General features: G+C 67.7%; 14 protein-coding genes and 1 tRNA gene. 13 read left to right on the top strand and 2 right to left on the bottom strand.

All coding sequences use genetic code 11. The annotated features are described in order from the left end of the window. Positions 1 to 70: 70 nt before the first annotated feature. On the top strand, positions 71 to 1156 hold the full coding sequence (locus tag GD1_RS16945) for a fused (3R)-hydroxyacyl-ACP dehydratase subunits HadA/HadB (protein ID WP_059038432.1): 1086 nt from the start codon (positions 71 to 73) through the stop codon (positions 1154 to 1156). On the opposite strand, the gene GD1_RS16940 is transcribed toward GD1_RS16945, so the two are convergent. After that, positions 1149 to 2132: a DMT family transporter gene (locus GD1_RS16940; protein WP_238403976.1), complete on the bottom strand. Its 984-nt coding sequence runs from the start codon at positions 2130 to 2132 to the stop codon at positions 1149 to 1151. The two genes, GD1_RS16945 and GD1_RS16940, sit on opposite strands and share 8 nt — an antisense overlap. Here GD1_RS16940 and GD1_RS16935 point away from each other — a divergent pair. The 12 genes from GD1_RS16935 (at position 2131) to GD1_RS16880 (ending at position 13232) form a co-directional block, all read left to right on the top strand. Continuing rightward, positions 2131 to 3549, top strand: a complete 1419-nt coding sequence (locus GD1_RS16935; protein ID WP_059038428.1) for an aminotransferase-like domain-containing protein — start codon at positions 2131 to 2133, stop codon at positions 3547 to 3549. The genes GD1_RS16940 and GD1_RS16935 overlap by 2 nt on opposite strands. Before the next feature lie 254 nt (positions 3550 to 3803). Further along, positions 3804 to 3876 (top strand) — tRNA-Trp (locus tag GD1_RS16930). Between the two features lie 39 nt (positions 3877 to 3915). Then, positions 3916 to 4380: a preprotein translocase subunit SecE gene (secE, locus tag GD1_RS16925; RefSeq protein ID WP_020794517.1), complete on the top strand. Its 465-nt coding sequence runs from the start codon at positions 3916 to 3918 to the stop codon at positions 4378 to 4380. Between the two features lie 77 nt (positions 4381 to 4457). After that, positions 4458 to 5282 carry a transcription termination/antitermination protein NusG gene (gene nusG / locus GD1_RS16920; RefSeq protein ID WP_059038449.1) on the top strand — a complete coding sequence of 275 codons (825 nt, stop codon included), beginning with the start codon at positions 4458 to 4460 and terminating at the stop codon, positions 5280 to 5282. Positions 5283 to 5387: 105 nt separating this feature from the next. Then, on the top strand, positions 5388 to 5819 hold the full coding sequence (rplK, locus tag GD1_RS16915; RefSeq protein WP_053778837.1) for a 50S ribosomal protein L11: 432 nt from the start codon (positions 5388 to 5390) through the stop codon (positions 5817 to 5819). Positions 5820 to 5964: 145 nt separating this feature from the next. Continuing rightward, the gene (rplA, locus tag GD1_RS16910; protein ID WP_020792535.1) at positions 5965 to 6681 is read left to right on the top strand and encodes a 50S ribosomal protein L1; all 717 of its coding nucleotides are present in this window, start codon (positions 5965 to 5967) and stop codon (positions 6679 to 6681) included. Between the two features lie 156 nt (positions 6682 to 6837). Beyond that, on the top strand, positions 6838 to 7707 hold the full coding sequence (locus tag GD1_RS16905) for an ABC transporter substrate-binding protein (RefSeq protein ID WP_244882831.1): 870 nt from the start codon (positions 6838 to 6840) through the stop codon (positions 7705 to 7707). Beyond that, positions 7704 to 8726, top strand: coding sequence for a FecCD family ABC transporter permease (locus GD1_RS16900; RefSeq protein ID WP_059038424.1), 1023 nt, complete (start codon positions 7704 to 7706; stop codon positions 8724 to 8726). Before GD1_RS16905 ends, GD1_RS16900 begins: the two co-directional genes overlap by 4 nt. Next, positions 8726 to 9550: an ABC transporter ATP-binding protein gene (locus GD1_RS16895; protein WP_238403978.1), complete on the top strand. Its 825-nt coding sequence runs from the start codon at positions 8726 to 8728 to the stop codon at positions 9548 to 9550. Before GD1_RS16900 ends, GD1_RS16895 begins: the two co-directional genes overlap by 1 nt. Positions 9551 to 9626: 76 nt before the next feature. Beyond that, the gene (locus GD1_RS16890; protein ID WP_059038422.1) at positions 9627 to 10565 is read left to right on the top strand and encodes an alpha/beta fold hydrolase; all 939 of its coding nucleotides are present in this window, start codon (positions 9627 to 9629) and stop codon (positions 10563 to 10565) included. 203 nt (positions 10566 to 10768) lie between these two features. Next, the gene (locus tag GD1_RS16885) at positions 10769 to 12175 is read left to right on the top strand and encodes a bifunctional adenosylcobinamide kinase/adenosylcobinamide-phosphate guanylyltransferase (RefSeq protein WP_059038421.1); all 1407 of its coding nucleotides are present in this window, start codon (positions 10769 to 10771) and stop codon (positions 12173 to 12175) included. Between the two features lie 103 nt (positions 12176 to 12278). Further along, positions 12279 to 13232 carry an L-lactate dehydrogenase gene (locus GD1_RS16880; protein ID WP_020790762.1) on the top strand — a complete coding sequence of 318 codons (954 nt, stop codon included), beginning with the start codon at positions 12279 to 12281 and terminating at the stop codon, positions 13230 to 13232. A gap of 35 nt (positions 13233 to 13267) precedes the next feature. Here the strand turns inward: GD1_RS16880 and GD1_RS16875 are convergent. Next, positions 13268 to 14537 (bottom strand): HNH endonuclease signature motif containing protein (locus tag GD1_RS16875; protein WP_169798198.1); only part of this gene is annotated, 1270 nt, incomplete at its 5' end.

Raw genomic sequence — 14537 nt, 5'->3', positions numbered from 1 at the left:
GGCGCGGACCAGCCCTCGACGACCGACACGGCCGCAGCCCGGCCGGAGTGACGCAGGTAAGGAGCCCAGTATGTCGCAGATCACCGACGCCGAGATCCAGGAACGGATCGTGGCACTCAAGAACGGCGTGAAGCTCACCCCGGAGGAGATCGCCGAGCACACCAAGGAGATGGTGGGCTACAACTACACCGTCGACGACTACTACGAGGTCGGCCGGGAAGAGGTGCGCAAGCATGCGCGCGCGGTGCAGGACGACCATCCGGTGCACTGGGACGAGGAAGCCGCCAAGGCGATGGGGCATCCCGGCCTGATCGCCGCCCCGACCTTCGTGTCGGTGCTCGGCATCATCGCGCAGCGTCGTCTCTTCGAGGACATCGTCACCGGCTACGACCTGTGGCAGATCATGCAGACCGATCAGCGGCTGGTGTTCCACAAGCCGATCACCGTCGGCGATCGGCTCATCTGTGACGTCTCGCTCGACTCCTTCCGGCAGATGGCCGGCACCGACGTGATGGTGACCAAGAACGTCATCTGGAACCAGCACGACGAACCGGTGATGACCACCTGGACGTCGCTGGTCGCCCGACCGGCCGTCGAGGTCGATCCGGAGGTCGTCGACGAGCTCGAGCACGTGATGATGAACGTCGACCGCGAGCCGGTCCTGCCCAAGACCGTCCACGGACCGTTCGACCGGTACCACCAGCCCGACCCGGTGGTGGAGCCCAAGGCGTACAGCGCGATCTCCTTCGACGACCTCGAGGTCGGCCAGGAGCTGCCGCCGCTCACCAAGACGCTCACCCGCGGCAACCTGGTGAACTATGCGGGCGTGGCCGGCGATCCCAACCCGATCCACTTCTCCGACGAGGTGGCCAAGGTGATCGGGATGGAGACCGTCGTCGCCCACGGCATGCAGACGATGGGTCTGGGTGCGTCGTTCATCACCCGATTCGTCGGTGATCCGGCCGCGATCTTCGAGTACAACGTGCGCTTCACCAGCCCGGTGTACGTCTACCCGGACACCTACGCGAACGTCGACTTCACCGGCAAGATCAAGTCGCTGGATCCCGAGACCCGTCGCGGCGTGATCGCGATCGTCGCCAAGCAGGGCGACCGCAAGATCTTCGGTCGCGCGCTGGCGCACGTGCAGTTCAACTGATCCGGCTGCGGACGGTGAACGCCGCGCAGGCGATCACCGCCAGACCGCCGATGACCAGCGCCGGGGTCGGCGTCTCGCCGAGCAGCACCACCGACCAGCCGACGCTGAGCACCGGCTGCACCAGTTGGGTCTGCGACACGGTGGTGATCGGGCCGATCGCCAGGCCGCGATACCAGGCGAAGAACCCGAGGAACATGCTGACCGCCGCGAGGTAGCCGAAGGCCGCCCACTGGCCGGTGGTGGCCTGCGGTGGATGGGCGACGACGTCGGCACCGGCGACCACCGCCATCACCGGGGCGGCGAGCACGAGCGCCCAGCAGATCGTCTGCCACGAACCCAGCTCGCGCGACATCCGCCCGCCCTGGGCGTAACCGATCGCCGCGGCGACCACCGCACCCGCGAGGTAGAGGTCGGCGAGACCTCCACCGGTGACCGACCCGTGGGCGAGCACGGTGAAGGCGACGGTGACGAGCACCCCGGCCGTCGCCCCCACCCAGAACCGCGGGCTGGGCCGTTCGCCGGTGAGCAGTACCGCCACGACCGCCGTCGCGGCGGGCAGCACCCCGATCACGACCGCCGCATGTCCGGCGGGCACCTGTGGCAGGGCCATGGACGTGAGCAGCGGGAAACCCGCCACCACGCCGAAGGACACCGGGAGCAGCCGGATGATCTGTCGTCGCGTGGGCGGGCGCACGCGGCACGCCACGAGGACGGCGACGGCGAGCAGGGCGGCGACCACGGCGCGGCCGGCGGCGAGCTGGACCGGGGTGAGACCGGTGCCGCCGTCGTGCCGGACGGCGATCGCGGTGAACGGCACGGTGAACGAGAACGCCACGACACCGACCAGGCCCCACCCGATCCCGGACGACAGTCGGGGACCCGGCGATGCGGTGGGGGTGGATGACGACCGTGGACGTGTCGGCCCCGGCGGTATCACCGGGCCCGCCATCCCGATAGCGCTACTATGTTGATCCATGTCAGACGATAGCAGTGTGCGCATCGCGAGTCATCTGCGTTCGGTGGCCGCCGAACGCGGCCCCGGCGCGAAGTTGCCGTCGACGCGTGAACTCGCGGCGAGGTTCGGCGCGGGACCGGTGACGGTGCAGCGTGCGCTGGCGCGCCTCGTGGCCGAGGGGGTCGTCGAAACACGCTCGGGTGCAGGTACATACGTTCGGCGGGCGCCACGCGCCACGGTGTCCGGTGATCTCTCGTGGCAGACCGCGGCACTCGGGCCTGCACGCAGCGGGCCGTCGGCGGTGGGTTCGACGATGCGCTCGGTCCCGCACGACACCATCGCGCTGCACGGCGGCTACCCCGACACCACCCTGCTGCCGATGCGGGAGATCGCAAGCGCTTTCACGAGACTGACACGTGGCGGAGGCCGTCCCGAAGCGTTCGCCCGGCCGCCCACCGCGGGGCTGCCGGATCTGCGGCGCTGGTTTGTCGACGACCTCGACGCCGACGACTGGCGCGACTCCGATGCGCTGATCACCTCCGGCGGGCAGGCGGCGCTGGTGGCGACGTTCGGCGCGCTCGCGCGTCCCGGCGAGGCGATCGTCATGGAGTCGCCGACGTACTGGGGTGCGATCGCCGCGGCCCGGCAGGCGGGGCTGGTGATCGTGCCGGTGCCGCGGACCGGTGGTGCGCCGTCGGCGGCCGATCTCGATGCCGCGTTCGCGTCGTCGGGCGCACGCCTGGCCTATGTGCAGCCGAACTTCGCCAATCCCACCGGCGACGTCTGGACCGCGGCACAGCGCGAGGCGGTACTCGACGTGGTGCGGGCACATCGCACATTCCTGGTGGAGGACGACTGGGCGCACGACTTCGCGATGGACATCACACCCCGCCCGCTGGTGTGTGATGACACCGACGGACATGTGATCTACATCCGGTCGCTCACCAAGAGTCTGTCGCCGACCGTGCGGGTGGCCGGGGTGCTCGCCCGTGGCCCGGCCCGCGCACGGATCGGCACCGCGCTGACCGTCTCGGATCTGTACGTCTCGCCGGTACTGCAGGCGGTGGCCCTCGACGTCGTGGCCCGTCCCGCCTGGCGCTCTCACCTGCACCGTCTGGCTCGGGCGCTGCAGGGGCGGCGTGATGCGCTGGTGTCGGCGCTGGCGGTGGGGGCGCCCATGATCGAGGTGCCTGCGGTGCCCCGTGGCGGGCTGAACCTGTGGGCGGCGCTGCCGGCGAACACCGCCGACGGCACGCCGACCGACCCGGGTCTGGTGGCCGCGCGGGCCCTGGCCCTCGGCGTGGCGATCTCGCCCGGTCCGGAGTGGTTCCCGACCGAACCGACCGGTCCGTTCATCCGGCTGAACTTCGCCGCGGCGGGGCCCGAACGCTACGACGAGGCGGTCGCGATCCTGGCCGCGGCGGTCGATCCGGTGTGAGCCGGGACGTGCCGACGGGGCATGACCAGCAGCGGGGCGTCGCGAGCCGGGGCGTTTTGGGTTCCGTGGGGAAGGTGTTCTACACTGAAGTGTCTCGATTGATCTTGACTTGCGCGCTACCCCAAGGGTGGCGCGTTGGTTTTGTCAGAGGACCGCACTCGGCCGTAAGGTCGTGGACGGTTCCGTAGGGTGGATCGGGACAGGTGGTCGCACGGCCGGACGGGAGTGATCCCGCACCGGGCAGGTGACCGCAAAGGGGCGTAGCTCAACTGGCAGAGCAGCGGTCTCCAAAACCGCAGGTTGCAGGTTCAAGTCCTGTCGCCCCTGCCCTGGAGAGGGCACACGTTGACGAGAGGAACCTCGAAGGTGAGCAAGCGAGACCGAGCTGCCCGCGCCAAAGACGCCGGACAGGACGTCACGGCTTCGGCCGCCGACGAGCTCGAGGTCTCCGACGACACCGCCGCCGACGCGGCCGAGGGCACGGAGTCCGCAGAACTCCGGCCGTCCGGCAAGCGTTCGGGACGGGGACGCCGCTCGGCAGCGTCTGCCTCCGACACCGCCGATGACGACGCCGCTTCCGAAGGCGGGACCGCGGTAGCCGTCAAGGAACGCAAGAAGAAGGCCTCGCCGGAGGAGAGTCGGAATCCGTTCGTTCGGATCTGGCTGTTCCTGCAGCAGGTCGTCGCCGAACTGAAGAAGGTCATCTGGCCCACGCGGCGCGAGATGATCACCTACACGGTGGTCGTGCTGGTGTTCGTGATCGCCGTGACCGCCTTCATCTTCGGCATCGACATCGCTTTCGCCAAGGGCGTCCTCTGGCTGTTCGGCTAGCGACTCATCGCGGTGAGTCGTCCGGTCGGGCGTAGACGACGTCGACCGGAACTGTGAGAAAGAGGAGCGTGGGCAGCGTGAGCACCCCGGACAACATCGAATCGGCCGACGAGGCCGTCGTGGACGAGGCGATCTCCGCAACCGTCGACGAGACCGAGGACTCGGACGTCGAGGCCTTCGCCGACGACGCCGACGACGACATCGAGGCTGCTGACGCCGACGAGGACGATTCCGACGAGGAAGCCGTCGAGGCCGAGGCCCCGGCCGAGCCCGTCGAGGAGGATCCGGTCGAGGAGCTGCGCAAGCAGCTGCGTCGCGCTCCCGGCGAGTGGTACGTCGTGCACAGCTACGCCGGATACGAGAACAAGGTCAAGGCCAACCTCGAGACCCGCGTCCAGAACCTGGACGTCGGCGACTACATCTTCCAGGTCGAGGTCCCGACCGAAGAGGTCACCGAGATCAAGAACGGCCAGCCCAAGAAGGTCAACCGCAAGGTGCTGCCCGGCTACATCCTGGTGCGCATGGACCTCAACGACGAGTCGTGGGGCGCGGTGCGCAACACCCCGGGTGTGACCGGATTCGTCGGGATGACCAGCAAGCCGTCGCCGCTGAGCCTCAACGAGGTGATGCAGTTCCTGATGCCGCGCACCGAGGCCAAGAAGCCCACCAAGGCCGCATCGGTCGGCGAGAGTGTCGAGGCCGCAGCCGCCGCCGTCAGCGCCACCATCGAGGTGGACTTCGAGGTCGGCGAGTCGGTCACCGTCATGGACGGTCCGTTCGCCACCCTGCCCGCGTCGATCAGCGAGGTCAACGCCGAACAGCGCAAGGTCAAGGTGCTCGTCTCGATCTTCGGTCGCGAGACCCCGGTCGAGCTCGGATTCAATCAGGTCGAGAAGATCTGATCGGCGCCTGACAAGAGGTCCCGGGCCACTGCGTGACCGAGGGATCACCAGACTTCCACGCCTCCAGCGGACGTGGATCAGCAAGGAAACAACCAAGGAACACAGATGCCTCCCAAGAAGAAGAAGCTCGCCGGGATCATCAAGCTCCAGATCCAGGCAGGCCAGGCCAACCCGGCTCCGCCCGTGGGTCCGGCGCTCGGTCAGCACGGCGTGAACATCATGGAGTTCTGCAAGGCGTACAACGCGGCGACCGAGTCGCAGCGTGGCAACGTCGTGCCGGTCGAGATCTTCGTGTACGAAGACCGCTCGTTCGACTTCAAGCTGAAGACCCCGCCGGCCGCGAAGCTGCTGCTCAAGGCCGCAGGTCTGCAGAAGGGCTCCGGCGAGCCGCACGTCAAGAAGGTCGGCAAGGTCTCGATGGACCAGGTCCGCGAGATCGCCAAGACCAAGGCCGAAGACCTCAATGCCAACGACATCGACCAGGCCGCGAAGATCATCGCCGGTACTGCTCGGTCGATGGGTATCACGGTCGAGTGAGCTTGCGACCTCGCAAGCACACCGAGTGAGTTCGCGAACTCGCGAGCACACGAGGTTTGATCCAAACATTTTTCAGTGTGGGAGGGCCGGCTCGGTCCGCACCACCAACCCGCTGTGGTGATCACGGCGGAGAAGGAACAGAGCGATGAGCAAGAAGAGCAAGGCCTACCAGGCCGCGGCCGAAAAGGTCGACAAGACCAAGCTCTACAGCCCGCTGGAGGCTGCTGAGCTGGCCAAGGAAACGTCGTCGAAGAAGACCGACGCCACCGTCGAGGTCGCGATCCGGCTGGGCGTCGACCCCCGTAAGGCAGACCAGATGGTTCGAGGCACCGTCAACCTGCCGCACGGCACGGGTAAGACCGCCCGCGTGATCGTGTTCGCCGCCGGCGACAAGGCCGCCGAGGCCACCGCCGCCGGTGCCGACGAGGTCGGCGCCGAGGACCTGATCGAGAAGATCCAGGGCGGCTGGCTCGAGTTCGACGCAGCGATCGCCACCCCGGACCAGATGGCCAAGGTCGGTCGTATCGCCCGCGTCCTGGGCCCGCGTGGTCTGATGCCGAACCCGAAGACCGGCACCGTCACCACCGACGTGACCAAGGCCGTCAACGAGATCAAGGGCGGCAAGATCAACTTCCGCGTCGACAAGGCAGCCAACCTGCACTTCGTCATCGGCAAGGCATCGTTCGGTGCCGAGCAGCTGGCCGAGAACTACGGTGCGGCGTTCGACGAGATCATGCGTGCGAAGCCGTCTGCGGCCAAGGGCCGGTACGTCAAGAAGGTGACCGTCTCCACCACCACCGGTCCGGGTATCCCGGTCGACCCGTCGGTGACCCGGAACTTCACCGAGGCCGCTCAGGCCTGAGCGTCGTAAGATGTGAGACCCGCGAAGGGCCCGACACCACACGGTGTCGGGCCCTTCGTGCATGATCGGACTATTCGCCCACGCATGATCGACGACGACCGGTGCGGCGATGGAGATCCTTGGAGGTCGGTAGTGCTCAAGCGTTGGGTTCGTGGCGTGCCCGTACTCGTGGCGTTGCTCGTGTCGCTGGTGGTGTTGGTCGCCGGCTGTGGCAACTCCGACTCGGGGTCGGGGACGTCGACGAGCAGTGCGGCGGCGTCGGATATCGCGCGGATCGTGTCGCTGAGTCCGACCGCCACCGAGATGCTCTACGCGGTGGGCGCCGGCGACCAGGTGGTCGCCGTCGACGACCAGTCGGACTATCCGACCAGCGCACCGCGCACCTCGTTGTCGGGGTACACCCCCAACGTCGAGGCGATCCTCGGATACGACCCCGACCTGGTGGTCCTCTCCGACGACAACAACGACGTCGTGGCCGGGTTGAAGCGCGTGGGTGTGCAGGTACTCGAACTCCCCGCAGCCAAGACGCTCGACGACACGTACGCCCAGATCGAGAAGGTCGGTACGGTCACCGGGCACGAGACGAAGGCCGGCGAGGTGGTGTCGTCGATGCGCACGCAGATCGAGGAGATCGTGCGCAGCGTACCCGAGCGTGAGGTGCCGCTGACCTACTATCACGAGCTCGACGACACCTTCTACACCGTCACCGACGACACCTACATCGGGCAGATCTACCGGATGCTCGGGTTGACGTCGATCGCCAAGGGACAGAACGGGTATCCGCAGCTGTCGGCGGAGTACATCATCGAGCAGGACCCGCAGGTGATCTTCCTGGCCGACGCCCAGTGCTGTGGGGTGACGCCGGAGAAGGTCGCCGCCCGCCCGGGCTGGGGTGACCTGCGTGCGGTGGTCGATCACGACATCTACGTCCTCGACGCCGACATCGCCAGCCGGTGGGGTCCGCGGATCGTCGACTTCATGCGGTCGGTCGCCCAGTTCGTCGCGGGCATCGACACCCAGCAGTGACCCGTCGCCACGTCGTCGTCCTGATCGGGGCGGTGGTCGTCCTGTTCGGCTCCTGTCTGCTGGCGGTGATGGTGGGACCGGCGGGGTTGTCGGCCAAGGGGGTGCTGCTCGATCTGCTCGACGGTCTGCCGCTGGTGGATGTGGAGTCCGGGTTGTCCGGCAGGCAGCACATCATCCTGTGGGAGGTGCGGATGCCGCGGGTGGCACTCGCGGTGCTCGTCGGGATGATGCTGGCCGTCGCCGGCGCCGCCTATCAGGGGGTGTTCCGCAATCCGCTCGCCGACCCCTATCTGCTGGGTGTATCCAGCGGTGCCGGGCTCGGGGCGACCGTGGCGATCGTCGCCGGCGGGGTGATCGGCTCGGTCGGGCTGCCGGTGGCGGCGTTCGTCGGCGGGCTGGTCGCGGTGGCCGCGACCTATGCGCTGGGCAGATCGGTCGGTGGGGTGCGGTCGGAGGTGGTGATCATCCTCGCCGGCGTGGCGGTGGCGGCGTTCGCCAATGCCATCCAGACCTTCCTGATGCAGCAGCACGACGACACCCTGCGGCAGGTGTACAACTGGATGCTCGGGCGGCTGGCCACCGACGGCTGGAACGACGTCGTGACGGTGCTGCCGTATGTGGCGGTGTGCGTGGTGATCATCGTGGCGTCGGCGCGGATCCTGGACGTGATGGCGGTCGGCGACATCGAGGCGTCGAGCCTGGGTATCCGGCCGGAGCGGGTGCGGCTGGGGCTGGTGTGCGTGGCCACCCTGGGGACGGCCGCGGTGGTCTCGGTGAGCGGACTGATCGGATTCGTGGGCATCGTGATCCCGCATGCCGTGCGGATTCTGGTGGGGCCGGGGCATCGGCTGTTGCTGCCGTTGTCGATGGTGGTGGGTGCGGCGTTCCTGGTGCTCGCCGATGTGGTGGCCCGGACGGCGATGGCGCCCGCGGAGTTGCCGATCGGTGTGGTGACCGCCGCGATCGGGGCGCCGTTCTTCCTCGTCGTGCTGCGCCGGACCGGGCGGGGGATGAGCTGATGGGCGACGGTCACGGGATGGGTGTCGACGCGGGCACCGGGAGCGGTGTGCGGTGTCGCGGGCTGTCGGTGGCGCGTGGCACGGTGGCGGTGCTGCACGAGATCGACCTGGAGATCGCGCAGGGGACCTGGGTGTCGCTGGTCGGACCCAACGGGTCGGGCAAGACGACGCTGCTGCATGCATTGGCCGGGCTGGTGCCGGCCGCCGGGGAGATCGAGCTGGCCGGGGTGAGACCGGGCAGCAGCCGACGCCGGGCGATCGCGCGGGCGGTGGCGCTGATGCCGCAGCGGCCGGTGGTGCCCGAGGGGACCACCGTGCGCGAGCTGATCGCATTGGGGCGCACCCCGCACATCCCGCGGTTCGGGGCCGAGACCCGCCACGACCGTGACGTGATCGACGACATCATCGCCCGGCTCGACCTGGAGGAGCTCGCATCGCGTCAGGCGACAGCGCTCTCCGGTGGCGAACTGCAGCGGGTGGTGCTCGCCCGGGCCCTGACCCAGCAGCCGCAGGTGCTGCTGCTCGACGAACCGACCAGCGCCCTCGACATCGGCCACCAGCAGCAGGTGCTCGACCTGGTCGACTCGCTGCGCGTCGAGGCCGACCTCACCGTGCTGGCCGCCATGCACGACCTGACCTCGGCCGCCCACTACGGCGAGCGACTGGTGTTGCTGGAACAGGGCCGGATCGTCGCCGACGGAAAGCCGTCGGAGGTACTCACCGAGGAACGCATCGACGCCGTCTACGGCGCACGCGTGGAGATCCTGCACCGCGCCGACGGACCGGCGGTGCTGCCGTTGCGGTCGCGGGGTTCCGGGAGCTGATCGGTCAGGACACGGGTATGTGTCAGAGGTCACTGTTAGCGTTGCGACGTCACCTGATCGCGGATCCGGAGGAAACATGGCACTGAGGGAAGTCGAGTTCACGTCGAGCAACGGACGGGACACCATCTACGGCTGGATCTACGAGCCGGTGCGTCCGGCCCGCGGGATCATCCAGCTCGTGCACGGTCTGGGCGAGCACTCCCGGCGCTACCTTCGCTTGATCACCGAACTGCTCGACGCCGGATTCGTGGTGGCCGCCGACGACCATGCCGGGCACGGCAAGACGGCGATGACCTCAGGGGTGTGGGCCGACGCCGGTCACGGTGCCGACCGGGTCGTCGTCGACGACGAACGTACCCTGCGCGACGCCGTCCGCGAGTTGCATCCGGAACTGCCGTACATCGTCTTCGGTCATTCGTGGGGGTCGATGATCGCGCGTGGGCTGGTCGGCGGCGACAGCGATCCGGTGGCCGGGCTGATCCTGTGCGGTATCGCCGCCGGAATCGGTGGCATCGAACATGTCCTCGACCGCGAAGCCCTTGCCGCCGAACCCGATCCGGAAGCGCCCGCCGGCGAGACCTATGTGGTCTCGGTGTTCGACGGCTTCATCTCCCGGTACGGGCCCGGGGCGGGGCCGACCGCATGGGTGGCCCGCGATCCCGAGGTCGTCGCCGATCACGCGATCGACCCGCTGAACAACTTCGGCGCACCGATGTCGGTGCGGTTCCTGCAGGGGTTCGTGGACCTCTACGACGAGGTGAACGCCGAGGACTGGTATCCGAGCGTCCGCGCCGATCTTCCGGTGCTGATCCTCGCCGGCGACGCCGATCCCGTCACGAACTACGGCGAGGGTGCCTACCACGTCGCCAACCGGCTGATCGAGACCGGCCATCCCGACGTACGGACCCGCGTCTACAGCGGATTCCGGCACGAGGTGCACAACGAGCCGGAGATCCGCGACGACGTGGCCGGGGAGATCATCGCGTTTGCCGACCGGTGCGTGGACGCCGGCTGACCGGTGACCGATCCGGTGGCTGCGACGGACGTGTAGCGGACCGCCGTCCCGCGACTGTTCGGAAGATGTTGTGTGCGTCTCGAGTGCGCGACGGATGGCGTCACTGACCCAGGCGAAGGTCAGACGGTGGGACACGGCAGGGGGCTGTGGTACCACTGGGAGCCGGATGGATGACGCCGGGTCGACGTGCGAGAGGGGGCGCCGTGAAGGTGGTGCTGCTCGGGACCGGATCGGCCGATGGCTGGCCGAATCCGTTCTGTCGCTGCGAGTCCTGCGCAGACGCGGTGCGTCACGGTGAGATCCGCGGACAGACCGCGGCGCTCGTCGACGATGTCCTGATGCTCGACATCGGACCGGACGCACCCGGCGCCGCGGTACGTCAGGGGCATTCGCTGGCCGGCGTGCGTCATGTGCTGATCACGCACGCACACTCCGATCATCTCGGACCGCAGGCACTGCTGACGCGATCATGGGTGGCCGGGCTCGATGCGCTCGAGGTGTACGGCCCGGCCGATGCACTCGAGATGTGCCGCCCCTGGGTGGGGCCGGGTGACCCGGTGCGGTTCATCCCGGTGTCGGCTGGGGACCGGATATGTGTGGGGGAGTACGAGGTGCGGGTACTTCCGGCGCGGCACAGCGTCTTTCGTGAGGGTGATGCGGTGCTCTACGACGTGGCCGGCCCGGACGGGACGCGCATGCTGTGGGCGACGGACACCGGGGTGTGGCCGGCCGGCTGGTATGCGGCCGTGGACGGTGCGGGGTTCGATGCGGTGTTCCTGGAGGAGACGTTCGGGGATCGGGGCGAGTTGTCGGCGGGACATCTGGGGCTGGCGGGTTTCGCCGAGGTACTCGGGGAGTTGCGTTCGGTCGGGGCGGTGGATGAGTCGTCGGACATCGTGGCCGTGCACCTGGGACATCACAATCCCGGTGTCGTCGAATTGCGGGAACGGCTGGCGGTGCTGGGTGCGCGGCCCGGCGTCGACGGGGAGGTGGTGATGGTCGGCGGTGGGCGGGGCGGGTCTCGGACGCTCGTTGTCGGGGGAGCGCGGTCGGGGAAGTCGCGATATGCCGAACACCTGATGCGTGCGCAGCCGGCGGTCACCTATGTGGCGACCGGAGGCGGCTCCACCGATGATCCGGGGCGGGCCGGCGATGGTGAATGGGCCGAGCGGATCGCCCGGCATCGGGCGGATCGGCCGTCGTGGTGGGAGACCATCGAGACCCACGATGTCGTCGGAGTGCTGCGGACGGCGGAGGCGCCGATCGTGATCGATTGTCTGGGAACGTGGTTGACCGCGCGACTGGATATGCACGGGGTGTGGTCGGGTGGTGGCATCACGCCGGTGGAGGCCGACGTCGAGGAGTTGTTGTCGGCGTGGCGGGACTGTGCGGTTCCCGTGGTCGCGGTGACCAACGAGGTCGGCAGCGGTGTGGTTCCAGGGTCGGCGTCGGGCAGATTGTTCCGGGATCTGCTGGGGCGGTTGAATGCCGCGATGGCACAGGAATCGGATTCGGTGGTGCTGATGGTTGCCGGGCAGCCACTCGTGGTGCGGGGCGAATCGCCGGATAAGCCCCGAAGTGACATACAGCCTCGGGTGAAACCTCGGTGACAACCTCGGCGGCCGACGGGCGGGACGCGACCAGATGCGATAGGACGGGAGGGAACGCTGTCGATCGGCCGAAACCCAGAGTCTTGATCAACGAGGAGTTGCGATGAACGCCCACGGGACCAAACTGTCGATCATCGGGGCCGGTGCGGTCGGGACGGCGGTGGCATATGCATCGTTGATCCGCGGGGTGGCGCGCACGATCGCGCTGATGGACATCGACACCAAGAAGGTCGAGGCGGAGGTGCTCGACCTGTCGCACGGCCTGGAATTCGTGCCGCGCACCGACATCATCGGCGGCGACACGATGGACGTGGTGGCCGACTCCGATGTCGTGGTGTTCACCGCAGGCGCCAAACAGAAACCGGGACAGTCGCGGCTCGAACTGGCCGAGGCCACCATCGGGCTGACCCGCACGATCCTGCCGAAGGCCGTCGAGGTGGCACCGAATGCGGTGTTCATCATGGTGACCAACCCGGTGGACATCGTCACCAGTGCGGCCCTGAAGATCAGTGGGCTGCCGAACAATCAGCTGTTCGGCTCGGGCACCGTCCTGGACAGTTCACGCCTGCGGTTCCTGATCGCCAAGCATGCCGGTGTGGCCGTGCAGAACGTGCACGCATACATCGTGGGTGAGCACGGGGATTCCGAGATCCCGCTGTGGAGCTCGGCGTCGATCGGTGGTGTGCCGGTGACGGATTGGGATGCACTGCCCGGTCACGGCGCCTTCGACGAGGAGGTGCGGGATCGGATTGCGCACGAGGTGGTCAATGCCGCGTACAAGATCATCGAGGGCAAGGGTGCCACCAACTATGCGATCGGCCTCGCGGCCACCCGCATCGTCGAGGCCGTGCTCAAGAACGAGCATCGCGTACTGCCGGTCTCGACGCTGGCCACCGGTGTCGAGGGGCTCGACGATGTGTGTCTCTCGTTGCCGTCGCTGGTCGACCGCAGCGGCTGCGCACGCCGACTCGATGTGAGCGTCGACGACGCCGAGCGGGCCGGGCTGATGAAGTCGGCGCAAACCCTGCGGGAGATGCAGGCGCGCTTCGGATTGTGAGTTCGGGTTTCGGACGGCATCGGCACGCGTAGTGCTCAGAGTCCCATCCCTTCCAGGATCTCGACCAGGCGGGTCTCGATCGGCCCGACGGGGGTGATGACTTCTCGGATGGGGAGTCTCAACCCAGTGTCTGTCGGGTCCGGGTTCGGGGTGATGTCGATGGGTGGTTCGATGTGGATGGGTGGGTCGAACACCTTGATCACCAGGGCATCGTCGTCGATCATGACGTACCCGTCGTCGGTGGTGCTGTCGAGGGTCACCTTGGCGGACTGGCCGGCCTCGGTGGTGGTGGTGGTGGTTTCGGTGCCGTGGATTTCGGCACGCACTTGTGCCAGGTGTTCCACATACTGTTGTCCGACATCCGGGAGCCGGTTGACTTGTTTCTCGTTCTGGGGTTGGCCGGGTTTGGCGTTGCGTTGCCACCAGGTGCGGCCCTCATCCGGGCCCGACCTGATCTTCCCGGTGGTGTACTGGCCGGGTTGGTCACCGACCATCCGGTGGTGGGTGGGACAGGCCGGTGCCAACTCGATGATGTCGGTGCGGCCGCCGTCGGCGAAGTCGTTGACCGCGTGATGGATTTCGACGTGCGCGGCTGCCCGGTCGCATCCGGGTGCCGAGCAGTGATGGCCGTCGGGGGCGGAAAACAACATCAATCGTTGATGTTTGGTGGCTATCCGTTTGGCTTGCCCGAAGTACAGGGGGATCGCGGTGTGGTCTTTGAACACCGACAAATACATTTGGGCATCCGCGGCGAGATCCACCAGGTCCGACATGGGGATCAGGGTTCCGGTCGCGGTGATGGCATACCCGGCTTCGCGGATCAGGTCGTTGACATCGGTTTTGACGATCAACTGGATCGGGACACCCATGTTGGTTTTGCCGAGCATCCCGTCGGCGAGCACGGCGGTCAGCAGGGCGTTCACCGCATCGTGGTTGCGTTGGGGTTGGGTACGCATGTCTTTGACCGCGCCGGCTTCCAAACCCTCGGGGTCGACGATCTCGGCGGTGCGGCTGTCGCCGTTCAGACCGTTCGGATGGTCGGGGTTGTTGACGCCGTGTTTGCCCCAGGCGGCGAAGAGTGTTTCGAGTCGGGCCCGCAGGATGGGGTCGACGTAGCCGGTCACTTTGGACATGCCGTCGGCGCCTTGTTTGCCGAGGGTGATTCCGCGTCGACGATCCCGGTCTTTCTTCTCGATGAGTTCGCCGTCGGGGTCGATGTGGGCGATGATGCGGGAGCCGCAGGTGCCGAGTGCAGACGCCCCGAATTCGGTGGCATGTCCGGCGAGGGTACGTTCCGCGGCGATC

The organism is Gordonia desulfuricans NBRC 100010, from assembly GCF_001485495.1.
Classification (GTDB): Bacteria; Actinomycetota; Actinomycetes; order Mycobacteriales; family Mycobacteriaceae; genus Gordonia; species Gordonia desulfuricans.
This window is presented reverse-complemented; position numbering and strand designations above follow the sequence as displayed.

Excerpts from the sequence above, each read along its gene's own strand:
- GD1_RS16945 (WP_059038432.1), top strand. The coding sequence starts at position 71 with ATGTCGCAGATCACCGACGCCGAGATCCAGGAACGGATCGTGGCACTC.
- rplA (WP_020792535.1), top strand. The coding sequence starts at position 5,965 with ATGAGCAAGAAGAGCAAGGCCTACCAGGCCGCGGCCGAAAAGGTCGAC.
- rplK (WP_053778837.1), top strand. The coding sequence starts at position 5,388 with ATGCCTCCCAAGAAGAAGAAGCTCGCCGGGATCATCAAGCTCCAGATC.
- GD1_RS16880 (WP_020790762.1), top strand. The coding sequence starts at position 12,279 with ATGAACGCCCACGGGACCAAACTGTCGATCATCGGGGCCGGTGCGGTC.
- GD1_RS16895 (WP_238403978.1), top strand. The coding sequence starts at position 8,726 with ATGGGCGACGGTCACGGGATGGGTGTCGACGCGGGCACCGGGAGCGGT.
- GD1_RS16935 (WP_059038428.1), top strand. The coding sequence starts at position 2,131 with ATGTCAGACGATAGCAGTGTGCGCATCGCGAGTCATCTGCGTTCGGTG.
- GD1_RS16890 (WP_059038422.1), top strand. The coding sequence starts at position 9,627 with ATGGCACTGAGGGAAGTCGAGTTCACGTCGAGCAACGGACGGGACACC.
- GD1_RS16940 (WP_238403976.1), bottom strand. The coding sequence starts at position 2,132 with ATGGATCAACATAGTAGCGCTATCGGGATGGCGGGCCCGGTGATACCG.